Below are 24,373 nucleotides of genomic sequence, written 5' to 3'. Positions count from 1 at the left end.
CCCGGCGGTATGAGGTATCGATCACCTGAGACTGTGTTCATGTCCCCCATTTGGGGGACAAACTGAATTAGAGTGACCTCAGTTCGGACGCCGAGACGGCGCACTGGGCCGGGTGGCGCCGCATGACCGCAGGGGCTCCCGAGAACCACGTGTCGTTGTGCACCCCGCCGACTCCACGCCCGATTGGATGCGGATGTCGACACCGTACGGAGGCCTCCCACCTGCCGCCCACGGGGGACGCGGCACCCACGCGCGCTCTGACGGCGCCCGCCCCTCTCTTGCCCTCGACGATCCGTGCGGCCCAGTATCCACCGTCTCCAGAGACGGTGGATCACCCGATCCTCTCAGCGCGGAGTTCGCGGTCGGAGCCGATGCACAGCAGATCCGACGGGCCGTCGCCTACGCCGCCTCCGACGCGGCCGCGCGGCAGCGGGTCTACCGCACCGTTCAGACTCAGGCGATTCGCGCGCTTCTCGAGATACACCCGGTGCACCCCGTACGGCACATCGCTGCGGCGTTGGGCATGAGCAAGAGCGCTGTCGCGCGCGAACTGCAGACGTTGGCGGACGACCCCGATCCGATCGAGCCGTGCACGAGCACCGACGCCGTACGAGACGCATGGGGTGGGGGAGTCTCTCCCTGAGGCGACAGCCGGCCCGAACCCCTCGACCGTCTCACGCCGCGCGAGCTCGACGTCTTCTTCGCGATCGCCCGGGGTCTGTCGAACCCCGAGATCGGCGCTCACCTGCACCTGACTCCTGCGACGGTGAAAACGCATGTCAACCGCATCTTCGCGAAGCTCCACGTGCGAGACCGCGTTCACGCGGTGATCCTCGCGTATGAGCTTCGAGTCGTCTGACCACGGAGCGCCGCCGATGAGCCTGTGCTGAGATGGGCACGTGATGACGTCCTACAGCTCCGCCAACGCGCCCCGGAGCTTCGTGTACCACCCGGTGTTCCAGACGATCGTGATCGCCGTCATCCTCCTCGCCGGGCCCGTGTTGCTGGTTATCGGGTCGTCGATGAACGCCGCCGACCGGGAGCTCGTCGCGAGTGGTTCGCGCACGACGGGGACGGTGGTCGAGGTGAATGACGGCGCCGAGGCCCCCACGCACAACTTCAGGGTCGAGTACGTCGCCAGCGACGCTTCCGTGCATTCGGTCTGGGCCGACTGGGCGCCCGACGCGAAGCCCGCTTTCGGTTCCAGCGTCACGGTCATCTACAGCGCTACCGAACCGAGCGCAGCTCTGGTCGAGGGTCACGGGACCCCGGGCCGCACTGTCGCGGGGTTGGGCGGGCTCCTTACAGTCGTGTCCGTCGTGATCGTCGTCGTGATGGCCTTCGGCTTCGCAAGGGGAAGAGCTCGGCGCCGACGGGCCGGCTGACCACACACGACGATCTCCCACAAGACTGCCGCACCGGAAACCTGAGAGCGGGGGCGCCTCGCGGCGCGAGTCTCTTAGTGTGGGCCCTGCCGGGATCGAACCGACGACATCCACGGTGTAAATGTGACGAAATTTGGCAACTGACCATAGAGAACCGCAAGTGTTGGCAAGCTTCCGCGGGTCAAATCTGCGGACACTTGCGGCTGACTCTGGCTAGTCGGGTTTTTCACCGCCAATCCACCGCCAATTTGGCTTGGGTCGTTCTTGCCGCGCAGCGCCCGAAAATGGGCCCATCTGACAGCGCGCACCCCACACGCACCCCTAAGGATGCTGCCAAATCGGCCGCGGCGCCGCGGCGCCCACATGAGTCACCGACCTGACCATTTGACCAGGCGCGCCGTCAGAGCTGACCCCGAGTATGAACAACGATCACTGCCTTGCGTTAAATGCCGGGGGCGCCGTCCTCACTGTGCCGGCCACCCTCCCGCTCCTAACCGACGGGCTGCCGCCTTTGTCACCATCTCCACCGCCGAGGACATGGGACTCCCAGCCGTCGGCGTTTACGCCGCGACCGTGAGCGGTCGAACCGCATTGGGTCCACTCGAAGTCGGGCCTGCAGGATGTCGTCGAGGCGATGTTGGGACATCCGCATAGTTGGGTGACGCGAGCGAACAGTGATGGGCAGGCTTTCGTCTCCAGGCCGCGTGCCCACCGTGAGTATCCGAGGGGCGGTCCAGGAGAAGGGTGGCCCGAAGTTGTACCAGCCGCACACCAAGACGGAGGCCTGCAGAGGACAGTTCCCATTCCTGATTTTTGGGCGCAGACTCTCCGCGGCGGGCGAGGGAGAACACGACGGGGAGTCCGTTCGTCTTTAATACCAAGACGGGCCGGGTCTCTGGACAGCAGGACCTTTATCGGTCGTTGTGTGCGGTGCGGATGTGGTCAGCGACGACTGAGCTAGTGCCGACTATCAGCGTGCATATGGTGCCTTGAGCACTACGCCGCTCGGTTGCGACCGCGACCTCGGACCAGGCGAGTCTCGAGGCGGCCACTAAGACGCTGGACCATCGGGAGACCGGGGTCACGGAGAACAGCTGCGCGAAGCGAGCTGACCTCGTCCCAGACGTTCGCCACGTGCCCGACGGGCACGCCCCCTGGTGCAAGGTTCTCCCCGACAACCGGACGATGGGTCTGACGAGACGCGGCTTCCGGTAGCCGCGCGCGACGGGCGACGCCGTCGGCGCGTGGCCCCCGGCTCGGCAGTCTGCGAAGTATCTCTCGCGTCCGTCTGTCAGGGGGGTGTTACTTGACCCCTGCTGTCGGTCGGACGTTCCATCGATGGCCGACCAGAACCGGGCTCGCGAAGGAGTTCTTGCCACGATCCGGGCGCGTCGCGAGTCGGAGACCGCGCATAGGGGAGGTGCACGTTCAAGCCTCTGGCAACCACCACGACGAAAGCAGCACGATGCCACTCCACGATCTCTTCCCCACCTCGGCCATTTCTCCCGTTGCCTCGGATGGCACCCGTTCCTGGCAGCGCTATTTCGGCGACGACTCCAACCGGACGACCGACGAGGGCAACCTCGTCCTGTCCATCAACGACCTCTACAGCGCCGACCCGGGCGGCGCTATTGCCGAGTGGGCACGAGACGTCGGGTTCTCACTGGACGGTGTTTCAGCATCCGACGCGGAGACGATGCTGCTGTTCCGAACGATCTACCAGGCGCTGGCTGACGTGCCGGATGACTCACCCCTCGTGCTCGCCATGAGGGCCGTCAACCAGGGCGGGCCGAGCTCACTCCTGCCGGACTTTCGAGTGACCGTGGATGGTAGCTTCGCCGTCTCGTGCATCGTCGAGGTGTTGTGTGGGCCGTTCGCCGGTACTCGCGGCTGGTTGACGGCCATCGTCGAGCGCCTGTCGCGTACATCCCCGCTGCGCCGCGGCTGAGTGGTCGCCGGCTGGTCAGCCGGGCGGCCGGAGACGCAACCGAGCGCGGCGGCCGCCACGTGGGTGTATTTCTCCTCCGCGGCCGGCTTGGGTGACGACACAGGGCCGAGCGGGTCGCTACGGGGGCTTATCTAGCGGCGCCAGGTGACTCGACAGACGCGCGCGGAATAGAGGCGTGGGCACGGCGCAGCACGCCTCGCCGTGCCCACGCCGCCTGCTGCGCCCGATACGTTCCAGACGCGGGCCAGCTCAGAGCCGGGTGTCAGGTGACGACTCCTTTGCGCAAGTGCGCATTCGCGTAGATGCGAGTCTCTCCCGTGCGGACGATGAGAAAGGCCATCCGCGCGACGTCGTAGAACTCGTGACGATCAGTCAACCGCGTGGTCGCCTTGTCTATTCCGGCAGCCGCCATCAGTTCATGCTGCACGTCCAGCACCTCGGCGTCGGCGGAGGCCATCAGATCGAGCGCGGGAGCGTCGTCGAGCGGGATGACGCTGCGGATCGCGGCGAGACCCTCGGGCGCCCCGGGTGCCAGGCAGTTTCACGAGCCGAGACGCGAGAGCTGGTGTGGGGAAATGCGCGTCCGCGACGACCACGGCGTCGGAGTGCCCCATCGCGTCGAGGTGCAGGAGCAGCTCGGCGGTGAGGAGGGGGCGGGTTCCGCTCAGCACAGTAGGCCTTTCGGTTATTCGATCTCCTCGGAGATGAGACCGGCGTCGGAGAGCGCTCGCCAGAACGCCTCGGGAATCTCTGTCGTCGCGTACTCGACATCCTGAACAAGGTGGGCCGGTCGGCTTCCTCCGACGACCACCTATGTCGCTGCGTGCTCGCGAGCAGGGTAGACCAGGGCGGCGGCAGGTAGGGCCACGCCGAACAGCCGACACAGAGCGAAGATGCGCTGAAGCTTCTCCCAGAGTTCGTCGGACGCCCTGCCGTACTCGTAGCGGGCGTTTCGTCGCGGCTCCGGCCGAGCGCGCACTCCCGAGTTGAAGACTGATGCTGCCACCACCTCCGTTTCGCAGAGATGGCACGCGGGGAGGACGGTCACGGCGGCGGGCTACTCGAGGAGCGTGTAGCGCCCGGCGATCATCACTACGTCGAGATCGGCCTCTGTCACGACCGCGGCCAACGCGTCAGTGTCCATCGAGCCCACCCCGATGCGGTCGACGCACCCCTCGCGACGCAGTTCCTCCATGGCGGGGAGAGCGTTCGTCGAGGCGGCCTCGAGGCTGTGACGTTCAGGGTCGTGGAGGTAGAGGGCGTTGACACGGTCGAGCCCAGTCGCTCCAGCGACTCGTTGAGGCTCGGTGTAGTCAGCGCCACTGGAGCACCACCACGGGCTCTAAGGGTGGCGGTTCCATACCACCGACGCGGGCGCGGGAGAGCGTCGTGTGAGACCTGCACCGCACCGAGGACGATGGCACGCACCGCGCCTCCGCCTAAGTAGCCGCAGTGCCGTCGTGGTTGGGGGTGCAGCTGAGGCTCCGCGGTGGACCACGAGCCGTCGAGGGAGGGGGGATCGGGCTGACGGCGCGCATAACCGGAACAGCAACGATCGCGTCGGCCTCGCGATGTGGCTGTCCACAAACTTGCAGGCCCTAGGGGGCGCAAAGGCCGGCTGGTACATTCGCCGGTATGTGCGGCAGATTCGCTCTGAACGAGAAAGTTGACTCACTCATCAGTGAGTTCGTCGCCGCGGGCGGCGACGCGCAGGATTGGACCCCGCGGTACTCGATCGCGCCGACCCAGGTCGTCCCGATTGTGCGGGAACGTGCCAACCCGGAGACGGGGGAGTTCCAACGAACCGTGGACACCGCGGTGTGGAACTTCCACCCGGCGTTCATGAAGGACTCCAAACGCCCGAACTTCAACACCAGGATCGAGACCGTCGCGACCAACGGGCTCTGGAAGGGCGCGTTCGCATCCTCTCGGGCGTTGTTCCCGATGCGTGGCTACTTCGAATGGACCGGCACCGCGGGCAACAAGCAGCCTCACTTCCTGCACTCCAGCGACGGGATGCTCCTCGCGGCCGCGGGCATCTACACCGCCCGAAAGGTGGACGACGATTGGGAGGTGTCAGCGTCGATCATCACCCGTCCCGCACGGGATGCGTCGGGGGAGATACACGACCGGATGCCGGTGTTCCTCGAGCACGACGTCTGGGACGAATACCTGTCGCCGGACAAACTCGACGACGCCGGAAAGCAGGACCTGATTCAGCTGCTCACCGTCGAGTCCGACCGCGTCGCCTGCACGATCACTAGCCATGACGTCGACCGCAAAGTCAACAACACCCGCACGGCGGACCCCACCGACCCCACGCTCATCGAGCCCGTCTAACGACGAACTCTTGCCTCGTCGTCATCGACCGCTGGGGATCGCTCTCCGCACGAGGCGGCGGACCCCTCACTTAGAAACTAGAGCTCGCGGTTTCGCTTCTGGCGGAGCCAGATGATCCTCGCTACTGCGGCTGCGAAGAGCAGCGCGCAGAAAACACCGAAGAGGGACGATGACAGCCCGCAATCAACGTTTGGCCTCGTCGCAAGAACGAGGGCGACTCCCACGGCGAAGGAGGTTCCAGCGACAGCCAGGAAGATTGGAGCCATAGGCCGGGCCGGATGCACGCCATCGTGCTTGCATAAGCCGATCCAGAAACGGACGCGTCCGCGCTTACACGGCGCGGAGAAGGTATCTCGCGAAGATCCCGTTGTTGTTGTACTCGGCCCGCTCGATCGAGAAGCCGGCCTGGGTGAACATCGGTTCCAGGAGCCATGTGAACGTCGAGTGCTCGTCGCTGACGTGCTCCTCGAGGTCGACGCGCGTCCAGCCGCCCTCTCCGTCGGAGTAGCCGGTCGAGCACCAATGCTCGATGCGTTCGACTGCGTCGGAGACGGGGAAGTTGTAGACCACATCCCACACGCGGAGGAACCCGCCGGTCCGCAGCATGCGCCGCATCCGGTCCAGCGCGAGCGCTTTCCAGAAGTCGGGGAGGTGATGCAGGGCGTACCGCGAGTACACGAGGTCCGCGCTGCCCGCCGGGTACTCGAAGGTGAGGTAGCCGCCCTCCGCGACCGTGACCGGCGCACCCGTCGCCGTGACCTTGCGGCGCAATTCGCTCAGCATCACGGGCGAAGGGTCGACGGCGACCACGTTCGACCATCGTTGAGCGGCGAGGAGCGCGAACTGCCCCGTTCCCGCTCCCAGATCGATTACGGTGCCCTACCGTTCCGGGAGAACCGTGCTCAACCACTCGACCTCGGCAGCGGCGCCGGCGTCTTCCTTCTCGTCGTAGTGGGCGACGTGCTCTGCGTCGGTGTTGAACTGGTGGAGTTGCTGGAGACGTTCGGTGAAGCCAGTTTCATTCGAGACTGGCTTGTGCGGACGTCGTTTCTCGGAGTCGAGGTCCGATCCGGGGAGTTCGTGCACGTTGAGGGAGAGACCGACGCCCGTCGCCAGGTAAAGGTAGCCCAGCGATTCGCCACCCGGCACAATATGGATGTTCGCTATCGCGTACATCCTGCCTTTCGCCCCTTCTTGGAAGTGAAGGACGATGACCTTCACCGTCGTAATCTTTGGGACGCAACGTTGGACGGCGATGAGAGGTCCTGACCGAATCGGGCTCTCGGCCTCGGGCAATGTCGGGCTCTGAACAGACCGTAAACCGCCACGCTGTGACCAAGTATTTTCAGTGAGCGCCGCGCCTGCCGTTGAAGAGGTTCACCTCCACGGCGAGAGCATCCCTTCCTAGCGGCATCCGTATGTGGCGCCCGTCGAGGGATCGGTACAAGGCAGGGCGCGCATCCGCAGACTGCCTGGCCTCGCCGCTACCAACGCGCTGGCAGATCGGTGCTGAGTCTTACGAGGTGTCGGATGCCCGCCTGGTTTAGGCAGTCAATCGCGACGTCGACGACGGTCTGGAGGTACACCGTCTCCTCCTGACTCGGATCAACGACACGGTGGACAGGGCGGTAGTTGCCGCCGAGGGTGGTCGTTGAGTTGCCGCCTCTGACGAAGTCGTAAGCCGGTTCGAAAACTAGGCGCTCATTGCCGGCGGACGTGTACTCGGACGGCATCCACTCCACACCTACCAGCAGCTCGACATCGCCCGCAGGGGCGTCGTCAGACACGGTTTTGATCAACGCAAGTAGCGCTGCCACGAATCCTTCTACCGCGTCAGCGGGGACATGGTGCGCCGGCAGGTTGGCGCCGTTGGCGCCGTAGCGGTGCCCGCCAGCTTCCCAGACCAATCCAACGGCACCGTCATCAAAGATCGCAGCGCGAGCACGTCGCCAGGAAACTCTCTCAGTGGGCGGCACGATCCATCCGCGCAGGCCCGGGCGGGCACCGTAGCCGGTGACATCGGTCAGCGGTTGATAGTCGCCTTGTCCGAGCCAGTACCAGGCGTCATCCTGCGCTTTCGCCGTCAGCGCCGCGATCTCGGGCTGCTTGCGTCGCTTTGGATTAGGGCTCAGCAATCGAGGTCGGGCGACCCCCACCAGGACAGCATTCCGATGCGGGTCGAACGAATTCGTCATGTCTATATACAGGGCTTCTAAGTGCTCATGTCCACGTCGCGCAGCCTCGAACCGGGCGCGATAACTCGCCTCGAGGAGGCGCTCATTCATCCACTGCGTGTCGGAATTGACGCGGAGGGGTGCACTAAACGACTGCTTGTTCCCGTCGAAGATCAGATGGGGGCCGTCCACACTGGCTGGCACGATGATTGCCGCGAGCCGGTCATTTCCTGCGGCGGGGATCTTGTACGACCGCACACCTATGACTGGAGGAGAGATTGCACTGTAGCTCACGGCTTGAATCGTACGTTCGTAGCTTTCGTTGAGATCACCGGCGTCGACGCGCCCGGAAGCGGCCTTCTGGTTTTCCTCAACGCCAAAGATCAGGATGCCCCCGCCGCTGTTCGCGAACGCTGCGACGTCCTTGACGATGCCAGAGGTCTTAAAGTCTCTTTCGGCTGGGAGGTGCTTCTTCCAGTCCAACCGATCTGACTCGACAAGTCCCTGAGCGATTGCGGCGTCAATCATCTGCTCTGTGAGTGGCCCGGGTCCCACGCCGAGCAGTTGGTGCAGGGGAGTGTGTATCACGCGCTCATAGTATTGGCGCACTGTGCGGCGAGCACGCAAGGCGCTCCTTGCGCCCCCAACACGAGCGCGCCCGTGAGAGATGCCCACCGGGCGGGGATCTGGTGCAGCAAGCATTTTCGCGTGGGACGCGATGTCTGGATGGTTGAGGCGGTTCGATTCCGGCGGACGGCTCACTTGCATCGGGGCGGTCTCCCGTGGAACGTAGGTGAAGCCGCTCGAAACCGACCAACAGGAAGTCAGTCGTGGTCAGGACAACCCCTAGTGACGTCGTTGCGCTCGCTCTTCATCGTGCGCTCGCTGAGCGTCTTCGCATGGAACCTGTGTTCGTCATCGTGCGCGCTCTGCAGAACGTACCTCGTAAGCGGGACCTCACTAGCGGGGGAGCACGGGACGCCATCGACCGGTGGGAAGCTCTTCTCCGCAATTGCGACTTCGAGGGCCTCCAGCGGGTGTTCCTCGGCGAAGACGATGACAGCCGCATGATGCGCAGGAACACCGTGTTCCAGGGCATTCTCACGATCCAGGAACGCGAGCAGATCCTCGCGGGCATCTCCGATTCGTCGTGACGCGCAGGTCAGGATTGGGACACCTGGACGGCCGTTCGGCAGTGACTACGAGGAGGCGCTTAAGACGCGCGACGCCCGCATCAGGTTTTGCTCGGGTCCGTGATTTGATTCCACAGGGGCAGCCAGGTCAAGTGGTCGGGCTAGGCGTCCGTGGGGGAGTAGGCGCGGCGCCCGCTGAGCCATCGGCTTTCAAGGCGCTGGACAAGAAATTCGAAGCCGCAGAAATCAGTTTCCGAGCGCCAACGCCATAAGTTGCTCGTCCGCGAATTCATTCCAGGGTCAGATGTCCTCTGTCAACCGACCTCCACTAGAGGAAAACACTTTCACAACCTTCTCGGCGTCGAATCGTGGGCGCGCGCTACGGGACGTGACGGCGGCATGCGGAGCGCGTACGGGCTAAGCGGGCTTCGAGGGCCGGTATGTCAGGGCGATGGTGCGGCCATCGAGCGTTTGGTTGTCGAGCAGTTCGAGGTCGTAGTCTTTGAGCCCGGCGTAGATCGGGCTGGTGCCTGTGCGACCGGTGATGACGGGAAACAGGGTCACCTCGATGCGGTCGATGAGACCGGCTGCGAGTAGCGACCAGTTCATGGTCAGACTGGCCTGGGATCGGAGTGGCACCGGGGACGTCTCTTTCAGCCGGCTGACGATTGCGGTCGCGTCGCCCTTCTCGATCGTCGCGTCCGGCCAGCCGAGCGTGTCCTGAAGCGTCGAGGACGCAACAGTGGCCGGCATCGCCGACAATCGCACGTTCCACTCATCGAGGGTGTTCGGATCTGCCGCGGCGGCGAAAGTCCCGGCGACCTCGCGAAAGGTGGTGGCCCCGTAGACCATGCGCTGCGGCTTCTCGAAGCGCCTTGCACGCCATTCGAGGAGCTCGGGTCCCTGCTTGGACCAGTAGCCTCCCCAGTCGACGCCTTCGGGCCCGGGGTCGTATGACCCGTATCCGTCGAGGGTGGAGAAGACGTCCCAGGTGTAGGTGGTTGCCATGTTGTTCCCTAGATGAAGAATGCTCGCGTCATCTGATGCTGTCGGGTCGCGCTGGTGCGGTCAGGGTTCGAGCGTCGTGAGTCCCTGGCCGGTCACGGGGTCCCAAGGAACTGATTCGTGATCGTGCACGATCTTCCAACTGCGGTCGGTGCGTTTCCAGATGGGTGTGGCTCGCACCCACATGGAGACCTCGTCACCCGAGTGCAGGTTCCGGTCACGTGGTAGAGGAATGCTGTCGAGCCGACGTTCCCGTCGACCTCGATCTGCAGGTCGTGCACCTCGTATCCGGGGCCGTGCGCGTACCCGTCGAACCACGCCCGCGTCTGCTCCGCCACCTGGTTGGAGCCACGGAGGCGCAGAGGTGGCAGAACCTTGTAGGCAAGAACATCGTCGGCCTGCACGTCCGCGAGGTACTGGGCATCACGCGCCGCGATAGCTTGCACCCGCTGCTTTATCAGGGTGCGGAGCTGCTGAGCCGCAGTGCCATCAGTCACCCGTCCAGAATCGCACCCGGGTGACGCCGCTCGCTAGCCACTCGCGTCACCCCACGAAGACGGATTCCTGAGCTGTCCAACGCAGCCCATTCGTGCACTCAGGGATAACGTTCAGGGCGACGGCAGTGGACAATATGGCCGACGGATGGCAGCTCAGTTGTAGTCGACATCACGCCGGGCTGGTGGAGCTGCGTTTCGGGGGCGGTAGGACAGGGCAACCGTGCTGGAGTCCTTCCAGGTGCGCACTCCGAGCAGCGTGAGCTCTATCTGCGGGAGCCCGGTGAAGGCACGGTCGTCGCCAGCGACGACCTTCGGCCCCACGAGCAGGTGCAGCTCATCGACCAAGCCGTGGGCCAGCAGGTCCGTCCACAGGGTGCGGCTGCCGAAGACGAGGATGTCGCCGGCCTCGGCGTCACGCAGCTTCCTCAGATGATCGTGTGCCCGCGCGCGGGAGACAATCTCGGTGCGGTCGCCCCACACCTTGATGTCGGTTCGAGTGAGACGGTCGGAGACCACAGTTATGCCGAGATCGCTTGCGTACCGGGAGGCGATGTACTTGTCTTCCGGGATTGCATCGGCGTTGTCGACCTGATTCGGCCAGTACTGCATCATTCCGACGTAGCTCACCGCTCCGAAGAGCAGACGGCTCGATGAGCGGACCCTGTCGGCGTTGTGCTCAGCGAACGCAAGGTCCATGGGCATCTGCGACACGTCACCGCCGGGTCCCTCGGTGTATCCGTCGATGCTCACCATGCTGCTGACAACGATCTTCCCCATCTGATCCTCCAAGCGTGTCGAGAAGGCCGAGATCGTCGACCCCCCGCCCAGCGTCGTCTCTCCGAACGTGCCAATCAACCTCTCGTCGAATGCTGCGGAAGATCGTACGGATGCTCCAACGCCGGACACGGGAGTCAGTAGCATCGAGGCGCAGAATCTTTGAGCACGGAGGCCCCTCCGGCGGCCCCGGTGGGGGCTTCCGTGTCTCGCGTCGGGGGTTTGCGCGCGGCCCCTCGAGAAGCGATTGTCATTGTGATGCAGGGGGTCGAGGCGGCGGCCAGCATCCAACAATGTCGGCCGGTGAGACGCTTCAGATGGAGGTGAAGGAGCTGGCGGCTCGCCGTCGGGGGGCGTTGCCCCCCAGCTGACGGCGGATACGGGGAGGGAGGGAGTCTCCGTCGAAACGCCCCCTGGAAGGGCACCCCCCAACAGCTGCCTGTCAGCGTCCCACGAGCGACTGGTGGAGCTCGTTATAGCGCGCTCCCGAGACTCCGACGCGACGTGCGAGGGAGTCGAGGTCGCTCAGGTCGTCGGCTGAGAGGGGCACCGTCGTCGCGGCCGCGTTCTCTTCGAGCCGCGAGATGCGGCGAGTCCCGGGGATCGGGCTGATCGACGCATCCTGGGCCAGCAGCCACGCCAGGGCGATCTGTCCGGGGGTGGCTCCGTGGGTGTGTGCGAGCGCCGTGACGAAGTCCGGGAGTGCCTTGTTCGCCGCGCGGTTCTCGATCTTGAATCGTGGGATGGATCTGCGGATGTCGTCCGGGGCGAATGTCGTGGTCGCGTCGACGGTGCCGGTGAGGAATCCCTTGCCGAGCGGACTGAACGGGACGAAGCCGATCCCAAGCTCTCGGAGGGCGGGCAGCACTTCGGGCTCGGGGTCGCGGGTCCACAACGAGTACTCGCTTTGCACAGCGGTGACAGGGAAGGTCGCGTGGGCGCGACGAATCGTCGCCGCGGATGCCTCGGAGAGGCCGAAGTGCCGGACCTTTCCCTCTCGCACGAGGTCGCCGACGGTGCCGGCGACGTCTTCGATGGGCACCGCCGGGTCGACACGGTGCTGGTAGAAGAGGTCGATGGCCTCGGTGCGCAGGCGCCGGAGGGAGGCTTCGGCGACGCCACGGATCTGTTCGGGGCGGCTGTTCAGGCCGATGCTTTTGCCGTCTCGGATGTCCCACCCGAACTTCGTCGCGATGACTACCTCGTCTCGGACGGGTTGGAGGGCTTCGCCGACGAGCTCTTCGTTTACGTAGGGTCCGTAGACCTCCGCTGTGTCGAAGAAGGTGATGCCGACGTCGCGGGCGGAACGGATCACGTGGATCATCTCCGCGCGATCTCCCGGGTTGGGACCGTATCCCTGCGACATCCCCATACAGCCGAGCCCGACCGCGGACACCTCCAGGGATCCGCCGAGCACGCGTGCGTGCATCAGGAACTTTCCGTCGCGGACGTGACGGTGTCAGCCTCGGGGATCTCGACGTCCCACGTCGAGGGGTCCACTGCGTCAGGGTCGGGGCCGCCGCGCACGCCGCGGTCGAGCCCGTCGATGGCGGCGAGATCGGTCGCATCGAGCTCGAAGTCGAGGACGTCGATATTCTGGGCGATCCGCTCCGGGTTGGTCGACTTGGGGATGACGGAGCGGCCCTGCTGCAGATGCCAGCGCAACATGACCTGCGCCGGCGTCTTGCCGTGGGACGCGGCGATCCCTGCGATCGTGTCGTCTTCCATGACGCTCTTGCGGTTCTCACCCCAGCCGGGGTAGAAAGTGATCCCACCGATGGGCGACCACGCCTGCGTCACGATGCCGAGGTCGGCGTCTGCTCGCTGGACGGCGCTTTGAGTGAAGTACGGGTGCAGCTCGACCTGGTTGATCGCGGGGACGGTCGTAGTTTCCTTGCGTAAGGCGGCGAGGTGGTGAGGCATGAAGTTGCTCACCCCGATGGCGCGGACCTGGCCGTTCGCGAGGAGTCGCTCAAGTGCCCGGTACGCCTGGACGGTGCGCTCGAAATGCTGCGGCATCGGCTGGTGCAGGATGAAGACGTCGATCTGGGAGACGCCAAGTTTGGTCGCGCTCTTGTCGAAGGCGTGCAGGGTCTCATCGAAGCCGTAGTCGCTGACCCAGACTTTCGTCTCGATCGTGACGTCGGCGGGGTCGATGCCGGAGCGTCGGATACCTTCCCCGACTTCGCGTTCGTTGCCGTACCCAGCCGCCGTGTCGATGTGGCGGTATCCGGCCTTCAGCGCGGTCTCGACAGCGGTCGCGGTCTCTTCTGGGGCGCTCTGGAAGACCCCGAAGCCGACGGCAGGGATGCGGACGCCGTTGTTGAGCGTGATCAGGTTGTTCATGATGACTCCAGGGGAAGTGCGGTCAGGGGTGGTCGACGTGGACGTCGTCGCGCGGGGCGTCGGCGGCGGTCGGGCCGAGTGCGCTGAGCAGCATGAGGCGCTCCGCCGTGGGCGAGTTCGGCTCGTAGGTGTAGACGAGCATGGTGAGGCCGGTTTCGGTATTCAGGTCGAAGCTCTCGTATGCGAAGCCGAGGCGGCCGACCGCGGGGTGTCGGTACCGTTTCGAGCCTCGCTGGTAGCGGATGACGTCGTGCTGGGCCCACAGGGCCCGGAACTCGGCGCTTTGCGTAGAGAGCTGACCGACGAGCCGGATGAGGTCCTCGTCGTAGGGGTCACGCCCGGCGGCCTGGTGCAGCAGGGCCACCACGTTGCGCTTGCCGCGCTCGTGGTCGACGTAGAAATCGGCTGCGCGGCTGTCGAGGAACTGGAAACGGGCACCGTTGAATGCGGCACTGCCGACGTCGGTGCGGGTTAAGCCGTAGAGGGCTGCTCCGAGGGCGTTGGCTGCGACCACGTCGAGGCGCGGATTCTGCACGATCGCCGGCACGGTGAGCGCATCCAGCACGGCCTGCGTTCTCGGGGTCACACCGGTGCGGGGGGCTTGGCGCGGGGAGCGACGGCGCGGCGCAGTGGTGACCTCGACGAGGTTGAACAGGTGGTCTCGCTCGATCTCGTCCAGCTGCAGCGCACGAGCGATCGCCTCGAGCACCCCGCGCGACGCGCCACGGGTGTTCCCCCGTTCCAGTTTCGCGTAGTAATCGGTGCTCACCCCCGCGAGAAAGGCGACCTCCTCCCGCCGCAGCCCCGGCACCCGTCGGTGGCCCGTGTAGGCGGGAACGCCCGCCTGGTCGGGGCTGATCCGGGCACGACGGGAGACCAGGAAGCTGCTGATCTCTTCCGGCGTTGACATGTCAGGCCGCGTCGATGGTGAGGTCGATGATCTCGGGCGTGACGATGTCGGGGTCGATCGCGCCGCGCTGCCCGGTGTCGAGAGCATCGATCGCTCCCACGTCGGCGGGTGTGAGCGAGAATCCGAAGACGTCGAAGTTCTCCGCGATCCGCGTCGGCGTGACGGACTTCGGTATGACGCTGCGCCCGTGCTGCAGATGCCAGCGGAGGATCACCTGCGCCGGGGTCTTCTCGTGCTGATCGGCGATGGCGCGGATCGTCTCGTTCTGCAGCGGCGGCACGGCCCCGTTCTCACCGGCCCAGCTGTACACGCCACCAATCGGCGACCACGCCTGCGTTGCGATGCCGAGCTCAGCGTGGATGGCAACCTGGTCCGGCTGCTGGAAGTTCGGGTGCAGCTCGATCTGGTTCACCGCGGGCACAACGTCCGTGTCCTTCATGAGGGCTTTCAGGTGCGCGGGCGTGAAGTTGGCCACGCCGAGGGCGCGCACCCGCCCTTCGGCGAGCAGCCGCTCACCGGCCTGGTACGCCGCCACGGTCTGCGCCCAGTTCGCGGGAACGGGCCAGTGCAACAGGTAGAGGTCGAGGTAGTCGACGCCGAGCTTGGTGACGCTCGTGTCGAACGCACGCAGGGCACTGTCGAAACCGTAGTCAGTCATCCAGAGCTTTGTGGTGAGGAAAATCTCGCTGCGGTCGATGCCCGACTCGCGGATGCCGCGGCCCACTTCGCGCTCGTTGAAGTATGCCGCCGCGGTGTCGATGAGACGGTACCCGGTCTGCAGCGCGGTGGTGACGGCCGACGTGGCCTCGTCTCCCTCGCTCTGCAGGACTCCGAGTCCGATGGTGGGGAGCGCAACGGCGTTGTTCAGGGTGATGGTGTTGTCCGACATGGTGTTCCTCTCGTTGCATATCGAGTCAACCCGGCGGCGTCCGCGTGGGGAAGGGCGGACCGTAACGTGGTCCACCAGACCACCCCACGCGGACGCCGGTCACGCGGTCAGAGACGGATGAGGACTTTCAGTGCCTCTCGCGCGTCCATCAACCGGTACGCCTCGGCGATCTCGTCGAGTGGCAGTTCGCGGTCAAAGACCTTCCCTGGCTCAATGGTGCCGTCGATGACCTGGGGGATGGCGGCTTCGAGGTAGGCGCGGACGGTGGCGGGTCCGCCGGTGAGGGTGGCGTTCTTGCCAAACAGAGACGCGAAGCCGACGGCGGCGTCTTCGTACTGGGGGACGCCGACGCGGGAGATGACGCCGCCGGGGCGGACGATGCCGTAGGCCTGCTCGTAGGCGGGCATGTGACCAACTGCTTCGAGCACGACATGCGCCCCCTCGCCGCCGGTGAGCTCGAGGACCTTCGCGATACCCTCTTCGCCGCGCTCTGCGATGACGTGCGTAGCACCGAACTCGCGGCCGAGATCGGTGCGAGCCGTGTGGCGGCCCATCAGAATGATGATCTCGGCGCCGAGCTGCTTCGCGGCCAGGACGGCGGAGAGGCCGACCGCGCCATCGCCGATCACCGCGACGGCCTTTCCCGCCTCAACGCCGCCGCGGATGGCGGCGTGGTAGCCGGTGAGGTATACGTCGGAGAGGGTGAGCAGGGAGGGCATGAGCGCCTCGTCGGTCCCGGCAGGGATGGCGACGGCGGTGCCGTCGGCGTAGGGGATCCGGAGCTTCTCCGCTTGCGTGGCCGACGGGGCGCCGTCGAAGAATCCCCCGTGGACGCAGGACGTGGTGATCCCGTCTCGGCAGAACGCGCAGGTGCCGTCGGACCACGCGAACGGGACAATGACGGTGTCACCCACGTCGAGGGTGGTGACATCGGGGCCGATCTGCTCGATCACGCCGATGGCCTCGTGACCCATGTGGCGTCCCTCGGGGGTGTCTTCGAGGTCGTGGTACGGGTGCAGGTCTGACCCGCATACGCAGGCGTAGGTGACGCGGATGATCGCGTCTGTAGGCTCTTGGATCGTGGGTTCGGGTACGTCGACGACGCGGACGTCTCCGGCGGAGTACATGAGTGTTGCGCGCATGATGTCGGCTTCTTTCGCTACGTGCGGGGGTGGCGCGGATGCGCCGCCCCCGCGGGGTTATTGCTGGGTGGTGAGGGGGACGCTGAGGAGGCGGTCATCGCCCTCGCGGGCGCCAGAGCCGTATCCGTCGGTGTTACTGGTGAGGAACCACAGCTGCCCGTCTGGCGCTTCGGCCACGTGCCGGATGCGCCCGTACGTGCCGGTGTAGTAGTCCGTGGACGTGCTCGGGTTAGCGACCGGGACGGTGCGGAGGGTCTGCCCGCGAAGGTTGGCGATGAAGACGGTGCCCCGGACGATGGCAATGCCGCTGGGGCTGGCGTCATCAGGGTTCCACTGCTGGACAGGGTCGATGAAGGCGCCGTTGCCGGCGATGCCTTCGGCGGTCGGCCAGCCGTAGTTGCCGCCGGGGATGATGATGTTCAGTTCGTCCCAGGTGTCCTGCCCGAACTCGGCAGCGAACAGTGTCCCGTCCTCCGCCCACGCAATTCCCTGTGGATTGCGATGCCCATAGCTGTACACAAGGGAGTCAGGGAAGGGGTTATCGGCTGGCACGCCGCCGTCAGGGGTCATCCGGAGGATTTTGCCGCCGAGGCTGTTCAGGTTCTGCGAGGCATCCCGCTGCCCGGCGTCGCCGGTCGTGGCGTACAGCATCCCGTCGGGTCCGAACGCGATCCGCCCCCCGTCGTGGTAGCTCGCGGCGGGAATGCCGTCGAGAAGTGTTTCCGCTTCGCCGAGGCCGAGTGAGCCGGCAACTCCGGTGAGAGGGAAGCGTTGAATGCGGTTGCCGTCAGCGGCCGTGGAGTACACGTAGAGGCGTCGCTGATTGTCGACGACGATGCCCAGCAGCCCGGACTCGCCTTGCTGCACGACGCCGGGGACGGTCCCGACGATTCGGGTGGCGATGCCCGTGAGCTCGAGGATGTTCGACGTGTCTCGCTCGCTGATCAACGCGGTCTCCCCGTCGAACGCTATGGCCCACGGCGTGACCAGCCCGGTTGCGAACTCGACGGGGTCTCCTTGCGGGGCGACCGCGCTTGCCCGCGTGGGGCTCGCAGCCGAGGTAGTCGGAACAGGCCGGGCGGTTCGGGTGGGGCTTGCCGGTGTCGCGGTGCAGCCGACAATCATGGTGAGCGCGGCCGCCGCAGCGAGGACCGCGGCGATGCGATGATGCCCCGTGCCGCCGAATGGGCGGGCAATCGCCGACCCGCGTCCGGGCTTGGCGGTTCTGCTGTCAATAGTGGTCATGAGATGTGCTCCGGTGGATCGAGGATGCCGGCGTCGGTCAGTCGACGATTTCGACGGTCACGGGGCTGCCTTCGAGGAGGGATAGTTGTTCCTCGGTGGCGGTGTACGTGCCGATGTGGAGGGTCGCATCGGAGTAGTCGATACCCGATGCGTCGTAGTAGAAGCCGAGGTTTCCCCACGACGTGAAGTAGATGAGGTCGCCGTCTTCGGGGTCGGAGCCGGGAGAGCCGGCCCAGTTCAGTTCCCGGGGCAGGTAGGAGATCTTCTCCTTACCGTTGAATTCCTCGAACGACAGCTCCGTGGGCAGGAGGGACAGGAAGTCGCGGACGCCGGGGCTGTCCTCACCGATGGTGACGTCGACGCTGGTGCGGTCGGAGGTGAATTGCACCACCGTGCCCACGATCTGCGCCGGTTCATCGGCGGGCGCGAGTGCGGGTGTCGGTGCGGGTGACGACGATTCCTCGACCGCGATGCTGGCCGGGGTCGCCGAGGCGGGGGACGGGCGCGATGGAGCAGCGGTCGGGGTGGAAGCGCACTCGGTCACCGTGGCAATCACGAGCGCGCTAACGGCGGCCGAGAATAGTCCGGGGCGCTTCATCGGCCGTCCCGCTCTGTGTCATCGCCACCGGTGAGGGTGGCGCGGGCGGTGGTGATCGCGGACATGGCCCGGGGCCAGCCGGTGTAGAAGGCGAGGTGGGTGATGGCTTCGACGATCTCGGTGTCGGTGAGCCCGTTGCGCTGTCCGAGAGCGAGATGGAAGGGGAGCTGTTCGGTGTTGCCGCCGGCGACGAGCGCGGCGATGGTGATGAGGCTGCGGTCCCGGGGCGCCAGGTCGGGGCGTTTCCAGACGTCCTCGAAGAGGACGTCGTCGGTGAGGGACACCAGTTTGTCGGCGAAGCCGCCGAGCGACTGCTGGGCAGCAGATTGGTGTTCGGTCATCAGCTGAGATCCTTTCCGGTGCGGCCGGTGTAGTCGTCGTCAGTGATGTGTTCTTTCCACGTGGTGGTGGCGGCGGGGTCGTCACTGTTTTCGAGCATGGCGACGTGTTCCATGAAGGTGTCTCCGGCGGCGGCGTGCCAGTGGTCCTGCCCGGGTGGGGTGTAGAGGGTCTGCCCGGGGTGGACGTCGATGATGGTGCCGTCCCGGTCGCCGAAGCGGGCGATTCCTCGCGTGACACGCAGGTATTGGCCGCGCGCGTGGGAATGCCAGGCGGTGCGGGCACCGGGCGCGAACTTGACGACCGCGACATTCATTCGCTGGTTCGATTCGTGAGGGACGGCGATCATGTCGACCCATACGTCGCCGGCGAACTGTTCCGGCGGGTTTTTGACGGTGGGGGTGGAGGGTTCAATGTTCATGATGGGCTCCTTCGCGAGGGTGGCGGACGATGACGAGGTCCCTTCACTCGACGAGGTCGCTCGAGGAGGGAGCGGCCCCGGATGCGGCGGGCGCAGTCGGGATGTGCTTGTGAGCGAGTAGGAGGTAGGCGGCGCCTGCAAGGAACACCGCGACGGTCGTGACTACTCCGAGGGGAAGGATGCTGAGCGCACCCGCAACCCCGACCAGGGGTGCGGCGATTCCCCCGAACCCGAACCGAACCATTCCGAGCAGAGAAGATGCTGTGCCGGCCATTTGCGGGTAGTTGACGAGGGCGAGGGTTGTGGCGGGCGGTGAGGAGATCGCGACACCCCCCGCGAGCAAGAACAGGGACGCGATAACCACCCACAGCGGCATAGCGGTGAGACCAGAAGCGAGTAGTCCCAGTGCGCCCGCACCGGCGATCAGGATGCCGGTGTTGAGTGTGCCGGTGATGCTCCACCGTTCTGAGGCCCGGCCGGCGAGGTAGCCGAAGGTCATGAAGCCGGCGGAGTTGAGCCCGAAGGCGAGGGCGTAACCGAGCGGGGACAGCCCATAGATGTCTTGCAGCACGAACGTAGACCCAGCCAGGTATGCGAATAGTGCGGCGTACAGGAACCCCTGGTTCAGCACAGCCCCGACGAACACTCGGTCACACAGCAGGGTGCGGAAGTCATGCACGGTGTGTGTGAAACCGCCGGTGGTGCGCCGATCGGCGGGGAGGGTCTCGGGAAACATCCACAGTGCGATGACGAGGATCGTGGCACCGATGACGGCCAGGGAGATGAATAGTCCCCGCCAGTCGATGACCGTGTTCAACAGTCCGCCCAGGAGGGGGCCGATGATCGCGGCGAACCCGCCCACCACGGTGAGTCGGCCGTAGAACCGGATCAGCGCGCCGCCGGCGTAGATGTCGCGGCCGGCGGCTTGAGAGATGACGATCCCGACCCCGCCGGCCAGTCCCTGCACGAACCTTGCAGCGATCAGCAACTCCACCGTGGGACTCACCGCGCACAGTGCGGACGTGACGACGTACATGACGACGCCGATGAGCAGGATGCCGCGCCGGCCGAACCGGTCCGACACGGGGCCAGCAATCAGCTGGCCGGCGGCAAGCCCGATCAAGCAGGCCGTCACGGTCAGCTGCGCCACGGAGGTGACCGCGGCAAGGTCGGCGGTCAACGCGGGAAGCGCGGGAAGGTAGAGGTCCATCGAGATCGGACCGAAAACCGTCAGCAGCAGAAGCAGAGAGGGCAGGATCCGGCTGAACCCCGTCCGTGGCGAAACGATCTGTTCGGTCATGTCATCAAGCCTCATTCGTCCGCACGCTGCGGGGGAGTCCCTAACGAGGGGTGTACCGGAAGGGAACCCTTCACGGGGTGCTCTGACAGGGCATCCCTCCTGAAGGCTTCGCCGACCTAACCTGGGATGATGGACAATCGATCAGAGGTCCGAGAGTTCCTCATGACCCGTCGCGCGCGTGTATCGCCGGATGCGGCAGGGATCGCGGCCGGGTCCAATAGGCGGGTCGAAGGGCTGCGGCGCAGCGAAGTCGCTGCCCTCGCTGGTGTCAGCGTCGAGTACTACTCCAAACTGGAACGCGGAGCCATCGCCGGCGCCTCAGGTGCGGTGCTGGACGCCGTGTCCCGCGCCCTACAACTCACCGACGCGGAACACTCGCACCTGCTCGACCTCGCACGCAACGCCGACGGCATCCCTTCCTCAGGGCGCCACCGTCGACGCAGCACCAAGCCCGGCCCACCGCGGCCAAGCCTGGAATGGGCCCTCGCATCCATCACCGATTCCGTCGCGGTGGTGCGGGACCAGAGACAGAACCTCGTCGCATTCAATGACCTCGGAAGAGCGTTCTACTCACCTCTGATCGGCGACGGCGGGCGCGTACCAAACTTCGCCCGGTTCCAGTTCCTCGACCCGGCAGCCCACGACTTCTACCCCGACTGGGACCTGTTCGCCGACATGTGCGTCGCAGTCGTCCGAGCCGAAGCCGGCCACGACCCACACGACAAGGGCATCCAAGACCTCGTCGGCGAGCTCTCCACCCGCAGCGATGTGTTCCGCACTCTCTGGGCCGCCCACAACGTCCGCTCCCACGGATCCGGGCAAAAACGCTTCCACCACCCCGTCGTCGGCGACCTCACGCTCGTGTACGAAGAGCTCGCGATCACCGCGGAACCCGGACAGGTCCTCCTGATCTACTCCGCCGAACCCGGATCCTCGTCTGCCGAACGACTCCGGCTACTCGCCTCCTGGGCTGCCGATCCCGCCGCCACCAGCCAACCCGGATCCTGACCAGTCTGGGTGCCTTCGTTTGGTCGATACCGTCGTAAACGTCTGCCGTTGGGCTCTACCCCTTCACTGGCGGCCTCCAGTCCTGGGGAGGGCACTACCAGCGCGTGCATCGAGCGCCGGTGGGCGCACCCACCGCCGACGGCGGCTAAAGGAGTGGGGTCACAAGGCGGGGTTCGACACCATCGAGGTGACGGCGTCGCTATGGTGATTCGAGACCACAGAAGACCGCGCCTGGTGTGGGCGCCTCATAGGCGGACCGGTCAGTCGGCTCCTCCTTCGCCACCACCGCTCTGGAACGCGGGCTCGCCACTCAAGCCCATCAGCGCAGCCTGGAAGGTATGGGCCTACGACGAGAACGGCTGACTATCGATGCCGCACGCCGAACTACTCGCCCGCTGACGGATCCCCGTTCGAGCATCGCACGCTTGCGGTATGCCGGGAGATATGCGCCCTTTGGGCCCGGCGCCGTGGCCGCGTCGTCCATGCTCTAGCCTGGGCCGATGCGGATGCTCCTCACCTCGAACGGCATCACCAACGACGTCATCCGTGCGGCGCTTGTCGATCTGCTCGACAAGCCCATCGCCGATTCCCGAGTCATCGTGGTGATTGACGCGATCCTCGGTTTTCCCGGTGACAGCTCCACGCTCGTCGAGCATCTCGATGCGCTGCGCTCACTCGGGTGGGCGGAATTCGACATGGCATCGCTGTTCGCGGGGCCCCCGAGCCTTGTCGAATCGAGGCTGCGCTCAGCCGACGTGATCCTCGGATACGGAGGCAGCCACCTGTGGTCGGCACACGCGTGGCAGGCGACCGGCCTGGCACCGGTGCTCGCGGAGCTGCTCGAGCAGAAGGTGTACGTCGGGTGGAGCGCAGGCTCGATGATCTTCGCCCGCCGCTTGGACCGGTGGCCCGCGGACTTCGACGATCAAGACGAGCTCGACATGTTCGGGCTCGAGTCCGCCGCACCCGCCGTTCCCCTCTTCGACTGGTTCTTCGCCGGCCACCTCGGCGCCGACTGGATGCCCGCCGATGCAAAGGAGCAGTTCGCGGTCGGTGCCGCGCGCTCCGGCCAGGAGGTCTGGTTCATCGACGACGATTCCGCGCTCCTCATCCGCACGCCGACAGAAGAGCCCGTCATCATCTCCTCTGGCCACTGGCTCCGCTTCGGCATCGATGGTTCCCTCATCGCGTCGAACTGACAACGGCAAAGTCAACGACCTGTAGGACCCGTAATTGACAGACCAGCACGACCTCGCTATTCAAGTTCGCGGAGTTGGACAAGAGGTCGTACGGGGGGAAAGAAAGAAGCCCAGCAATACCTGCCAGGACAACCTCCTGCGGTCGACGACGGACCAAGCGCGGCTTCTGCGGCCGCCTGGTGCTAGTAGCCGCGGGAGATGAGCGCAGAATGAATGACGGTTCGCGCCTCGCGAACGTCGTCGACCGAGGTCATGGCGATCCAGGCCCAGGCGTACCCCGCTAGTGCAACCCCGTTAGCGTCGCTCGGCTTGGCGAGATGTGCCACGGCTGCATCGACATGTCGTCGATTCATCGTGGGGTAGAGCTCGCGTAGGGCTGTCCGTTCGTTGTCGGAGATCACCTCCGTGAGTCGATAGTCGTCTCCGCAGTGCCACTCGCCGATGAGGCGAAACGTGCTCGTCTTGGTCATCTTCCAATTTCCCGCTCAGTTCATGCGGCTGGGCAGCCGTCGCCTGCCCTATGCGCGTTCACGGACGGTTCGAAAGAACACCGAAATCACGACTCGCATCTCGGAACCCAGAGGCCGCAGGCCTTTCAGAGCAACGTCGCACACACAGCTTGTCAAGCACCAGGCAGACGGCGTCAGGTGACTCAGCGGCTGGGATTGGATTTGTCTCAGATCCATGAGTTTCGAGCGATTGTGGAAACCTACAAGCAACGACGTGCCACGCTGGGATCGCGAAGGGGGCTACGACATCCGGCGCCTCCCCGGAACCGGACCTCACGGCGTTCGCCGCTCTTCGTCGCGAAGTGGGCGCCGCGCGGCGCGTGCGAATGCTGTGGGGAACGGCCGGTCTGCTTGGCGGAATTGTGGTGGCCGCGACGCTCGCCATCAACGCATACGCAACGCTCCTTGGCGGATAGGTCGCATGATGGACTCATGCCGCTAAGTCCGACCTTCGCGATGCTTCCCGACACCCCCGACTCGCGGCTGCTCGCCGAGTTGAGTTCCTACTCGGACGACCTGTCCGAGGCGGGTGATGCGATCAAGCAGGCATTGGAAGCAGGACACGAATCGCCGCTCCGGCAGCCGCTGACAAGCTACGCCGTGGTCGCCTATGTGCGCGTGTTCGCGCATTCAAACGTCCGGTCCGGTCTCCTCGCGCATGTTCCAGTCCCTCCCGATCTGGTTGAAACGCACGACATGATTCGCGGCTACCGGAATACGACCATCGCGCATTCGCAGTCGGAACTCTCGATGTCATTGCCGCTTGCCTCGCTCACCACAGAAGGCACTGTCCGCCAGGTAGTGCCGATCACGATCCGCCACAATCTTCCACGGACCGCAGCCCGTCGCATCGCCGAGACTGTCGACCGGATGAGCGCCCTTGTGTCTGAGCTGATCAAGCCGCTTGCCGAGAGGCTCACCGCCGAGTATCGGCACGCAAGCCCTGCCGCGATCGCCGGTTGGCCCGTCCCTGATTTCGATCACGAGCGCGCCGACCGATTCACTGCGCAATCAAGGAGGCGGCGCCAGCCGCGATTCGTTGCGTGTTGGGACGTCGACGTCGAGCCTGTCGACGTCCGCGGTCATGCGGTCTAGAACGAGGTGAGGTGAGTGAGGTGAGGTGAGGTGACGCTCTGTCACGGCCGATCCCTGCCCGAGCAGCATGCGCCGGATCGTCGACAATCGTCCTACTGAGGGCGCGCCTATCGAGC

28 protein-coding genes and 2 pseudogenes are annotated in these 24,373 nt (G+C 65.5%); 8 read left to right on the top strand and 22 right to left on the bottom strand.

Going from position 1 to position 24,373, the window contains the following annotated elements:
- Positions 1 to 331: 331 nt before the first annotated feature.
- Positions 332 to 745 carry a hypothetical protein gene (locus FVP77_RS06800; RefSeq protein WP_147893806.1) on the bottom strand — a complete coding sequence of 138 codons (414 nt, stop codon included), beginning with the start codon at positions 743 to 745 and terminating at the stop codon, positions 332 to 334.
- On the opposite strand from FVP77_RS06800, the gene FVP77_RS06795 reads away from it, so the two are divergent.
- The 3 genes from FVP77_RS06795 (at position 707) to FVP77_RS06785 (ending at position 3,333) form a co-directional block, all read left to right on the top strand.
- Complete coding sequence (locus FVP77_RS06795) at positions 707 to 859, top strand: response regulator transcription factor (protein WP_147894474.1); 153 nt, start codon at positions 707 to 709, stop codon at positions 857 to 859. The two genes, FVP77_RS06800 and FVP77_RS06795, sit on opposite strands and share 39 nt — an antisense overlap.
- A gap of 43 nt (positions 860 to 902) precedes the next feature.
- On the top strand, positions 903 to 1,385 hold the full coding sequence (locus FVP77_RS06790; RefSeq protein WP_147893805.1) for a DUF3592 domain-containing protein: 483 nt from the start codon (positions 903 to 905) through the stop codon (positions 1,383 to 1,385).
- A gap of 1,465 nt (positions 1,386 to 2,850) precedes the next feature.
- Positions 2,851 to 3,333 carry a hypothetical protein gene (locus FVP77_RS06785; protein WP_147893804.1) on the top strand — a complete coding sequence of 161 codons (483 nt, stop codon included), beginning with the start codon at positions 2,851 to 2,853 and terminating at the stop codon, positions 3,331 to 3,333.
- A gap of 262 nt (positions 3,334 to 3,595) precedes the next feature.
- On the opposite strand, the gene FVP77_RS17165 is transcribed toward FVP77_RS06785, so the two are convergent.
- From FVP77_RS17165 to FVP77_RS16775, 3 genes and pseudogenes are all read right to left on the bottom strand, one after another.
- Positions 3,596 to 3,823 (bottom strand): RbsD/FucU domain-containing protein, encoded by a 228-nt coding sequence (locus FVP77_RS17165; protein ID WP_281290323.1) that lies wholly within the window; start codon positions 3,821 to 3,823, stop codon positions 3,596 to 3,598.
- Entirely contained in the window at positions 3,750 to 3,947 is a 198-nt protein-coding gene (locus tag FVP77_RS17160) for an RbsD/FucU family protein (RefSeq protein ID WP_281290322.1), read from the bottom strand. Before FVP77_RS17160 ends, FVP77_RS17165 begins: the two co-directional genes overlap by 74 nt.
- Before the next feature lie 443 nt (positions 3,948 to 4,390).
- Positions 4,391 to 4,552: pseudogene (locus FVP77_RS16775) on the bottom strand (aldo/keto reductase); the annotation flags it as partial.
- A gap of 416 nt (positions 4,553 to 4,968) precedes the next feature.
- Here FVP77_RS16775 and FVP77_RS06770 point away from each other — a divergent pair.
- Complete coding sequence (locus FVP77_RS06770; protein ID WP_147893802.1) at positions 4,969 to 5,673, top strand: SOS response-associated peptidase; 705 nt, start codon at positions 4,969 to 4,971, stop codon at positions 5,671 to 5,673.
- Between the two features lie 330 nt (positions 5,674 to 6,003).
- Here FVP77_RS06770 and FVP77_RS06765 read toward each other — a convergent pair whose 3' ends face one another.
- The 3 genes from FVP77_RS06765 to FVP77_RS06755 form a co-directional block, all read right to left on the bottom strand.
- The gene (locus FVP77_RS06765; RefSeq protein WP_246134060.1) at positions 6,004 to 6,537 is read right to left on the bottom strand and encodes a class I SAM-dependent methyltransferase; all 534 of its coding nucleotides are present in this window, start codon (positions 6,535 to 6,537) and stop codon (positions 6,004 to 6,006) included.
- A 15-nt stretch (positions 6,538 to 6,552) separates the two neighbouring features.
- On the bottom strand, positions 6,553 to 6,894 hold the full coding sequence (locus FVP77_RS06760) for a hypothetical protein (RefSeq protein ID WP_147893800.1): 342 nt from the start codon (positions 6,892 to 6,894) through the stop codon (positions 6,553 to 6,555).
- Positions 6,895 to 7,157: 263 nt separating this feature from the next.
- On the bottom strand, positions 7,158 to 8,375 hold the full coding sequence (locus FVP77_RS06755; protein ID WP_187266842.1) for an AlbA family DNA-binding domain-containing protein: 1,218 nt from the start codon (positions 8,373 to 8,375) through the stop codon (positions 7,158 to 7,160).
- A gap of 371 nt (positions 8,376 to 8,746) precedes the next feature.
- On the opposite strand from FVP77_RS06755, the gene FVP77_RS06750 reads away from it, so the two are divergent.
- A complete protein-coding gene (locus tag FVP77_RS06750; RefSeq protein WP_147893798.1) occupies positions 8,747 to 9,001 on the top strand; it encodes a hypothetical protein in 255 nt (84 codons plus the stop codon).
- A 396-nt stretch (positions 9,002 to 9,397) separates the two neighbouring features.
- Here the strand turns inward: FVP77_RS06750 and FVP77_RS06745 are convergent, their stop codons facing one another.
- The 14 genes and pseudogenes from FVP77_RS06745 to FVP77_RS06680 form a co-directional block, all read right to left on the bottom strand.
- Entirely contained in the window at positions 9,398 to 9,988 is a 591-nt protein-coding gene (locus FVP77_RS06745; RefSeq protein ID WP_147893797.1) for a dihydrofolate reductase family protein, read from the bottom strand.
- Between the two features lie 60 nt (positions 9,989 to 10,048).
- Positions 10,049 to 10,171 (bottom strand): nuclear transport factor 2 family protein, encoded by a 123-nt coding sequence (locus tag FVP77_RS17235; protein WP_147893796.1) that lies wholly within the window; start codon positions 10,169 to 10,171, stop codon positions 10,049 to 10,051.
- Positions 10,172 to 10,212: 41 nt separating this feature from the next.
- Positions 10,213 to 10,482 (bottom strand): annotated as a pseudogene (locus FVP77_RS06735) (nuclear transport factor 2 family protein); the annotation flags it as partial.
- Between the two features lie 153 nt (positions 10,483 to 10,635).
- Positions 10,636 to 11,259 carry a dihydrofolate reductase family protein gene (locus FVP77_RS06730; RefSeq protein ID WP_187266841.1) on the bottom strand — a complete coding sequence of 208 codons (624 nt, stop codon included), beginning with the start codon at positions 11,257 to 11,259 and terminating at the stop codon, positions 10,636 to 10,638.
- Between the two features lie 439 nt (positions 11,260 to 11,698).
- Positions 11,699 to 12,685: an aldo/keto reductase gene (locus FVP77_RS06725; RefSeq protein ID WP_147893793.1), complete on the bottom strand. Its 987-nt coding sequence runs from the start codon at positions 12,683 to 12,685 to the stop codon at positions 11,699 to 11,701.
- Positions 12,685 to 13,602: an aldo/keto reductase gene (locus FVP77_RS06720; RefSeq protein ID WP_147893792.1), complete on the bottom strand. Its 918-nt coding sequence runs from the start codon at positions 13,600 to 13,602 to the stop codon at positions 12,685 to 12,687. The genes FVP77_RS06725 and FVP77_RS06720 overlap by 1 nt, the downstream gene beginning before the upstream one ends.
- A 22-nt stretch (positions 13,603 to 13,624) precedes the next feature.
- Entirely contained in the window at positions 13,625 to 14,512 is an 888-nt protein-coding gene (locus FVP77_RS06715; protein WP_147893791.1) for a helix-turn-helix domain-containing protein, read from the bottom strand.
- 1 nt (position 14,513) lies between these two features.
- Positions 14,514 to 15,401 (bottom strand): aldo/keto reductase, encoded by an 888-nt coding sequence (locus tag FVP77_RS06710; RefSeq protein ID WP_147893790.1) that lies wholly within the window; start codon positions 15,399 to 15,401, stop codon positions 14,514 to 14,516.
- Positions 15,402 to 15,508: 107 nt separating this feature from the next.
- The gene (locus FVP77_RS06705; protein ID WP_147893789.1) at positions 15,509 to 16,543 is read right to left on the bottom strand and encodes a zinc-binding dehydrogenase; all 1,035 of its coding nucleotides are present in this window, start codon (positions 16,541 to 16,543) and stop codon (positions 15,509 to 15,511) included.
- 57 nt (positions 16,544 to 16,600) lie between these two features.
- Positions 16,601 to 17,788 (bottom strand): PQQ-dependent sugar dehydrogenase, encoded by a 1,188-nt coding sequence (locus FVP77_RS06700; protein WP_222707701.1) that lies wholly within the window; start codon positions 17,786 to 17,788, stop codon positions 16,601 to 16,603.
- A gap of 37 nt (positions 17,789 to 17,825) precedes the next feature.
- A complete protein-coding gene (locus FVP77_RS16770; RefSeq protein WP_246134001.1) occupies positions 17,826 to 18,332 on the bottom strand; it encodes a cyclophilin-like fold protein in 507 nt (168 codons plus the stop codon).
- Positions 18,333 to 18,382: 50 nt separating this feature from the next.
- Complete coding sequence (locus FVP77_RS06690) at positions 18,383 to 18,727, bottom strand: carboxymuconolactone decarboxylase family protein (RefSeq protein WP_147893788.1); 345 nt, start codon at positions 18,725 to 18,727, stop codon at positions 18,383 to 18,385.
- On the bottom strand, positions 18,727 to 19,146 hold the full coding sequence (locus tag FVP77_RS06685) for a (R)-mandelonitrile lyase (protein WP_147893787.1): 420 nt from the start codon (positions 19,144 to 19,146) through the stop codon (positions 18,727 to 18,729). Before FVP77_RS06685 ends, FVP77_RS06690 begins: the two co-directional genes overlap by 1 nt.
- A 43-nt stretch (positions 19,147 to 19,189) precedes the next feature.
- On the bottom strand, positions 19,190 to 20,446 hold the full coding sequence (locus FVP77_RS06680; RefSeq protein ID WP_147893786.1) for a multidrug effflux MFS transporter: 1,257 nt from the start codon (positions 20,444 to 20,446) through the stop codon (positions 19,190 to 19,192).
- 129 nt (positions 20,447 to 20,575) lie between these two features.
- Between FVP77_RS06680 and FVP77_RS06675 the strand changes: the two genes are divergently transcribed.
- Positions 20,576 to 21,454 (top strand): helix-turn-helix domain-containing protein, encoded by an 879-nt coding sequence (locus tag FVP77_RS06675; RefSeq protein WP_147893785.1) that lies wholly within the window; start codon positions 20,576 to 20,578, stop codon positions 21,452 to 21,454.
- Positions 21,455 to 21,954: 500 nt separating this feature from the next.
- Entirely contained in the window at positions 21,955 to 22,653 is a 699-nt protein-coding gene (locus tag FVP77_RS06670; protein WP_147893784.1) for a Type 1 glutamine amidotransferase-like domain-containing protein, read from the top strand.
- A 182-nt stretch (positions 22,654 to 22,835) separates the two neighbouring features.
- Here FVP77_RS06670 and FVP77_RS06665 read toward each other — a convergent pair whose 3' ends face one another.
- Positions 22,836 to 23,123: a hypothetical protein gene (locus FVP77_RS06665; protein WP_147893783.1), complete on the bottom strand. Its 288-nt coding sequence runs from the start codon at positions 23,121 to 23,123 to the stop codon at positions 22,836 to 22,838.
- 471 nt (positions 23,124 to 23,594) lie between these two features.
- Between FVP77_RS06665 and FVP77_RS06660 the strand changes: the two genes are divergently transcribed.
- Positions 23,595 to 24,257 carry a hypothetical protein gene (locus FVP77_RS06660; RefSeq protein ID WP_147893782.1) on the top strand — a complete coding sequence of 221 codons (663 nt, stop codon included), beginning with the start codon at positions 23,595 to 23,597 and terminating at the stop codon, positions 24,255 to 24,257.
- Positions 24,258 to 24,373: the final 116 nt, after the last annotated feature.

The organism is Microbacterium hatanonis, assembly GCF_008017415.1.
GTDB classification, from domain to species: Bacteria; Actinomycetota; Actinomycetes; order Actinomycetales; family Microbacteriaceae; genus Microbacterium; species Microbacterium hatanonis.
This window is presented reverse-complemented; position numbering and strand designations above follow the sequence as displayed.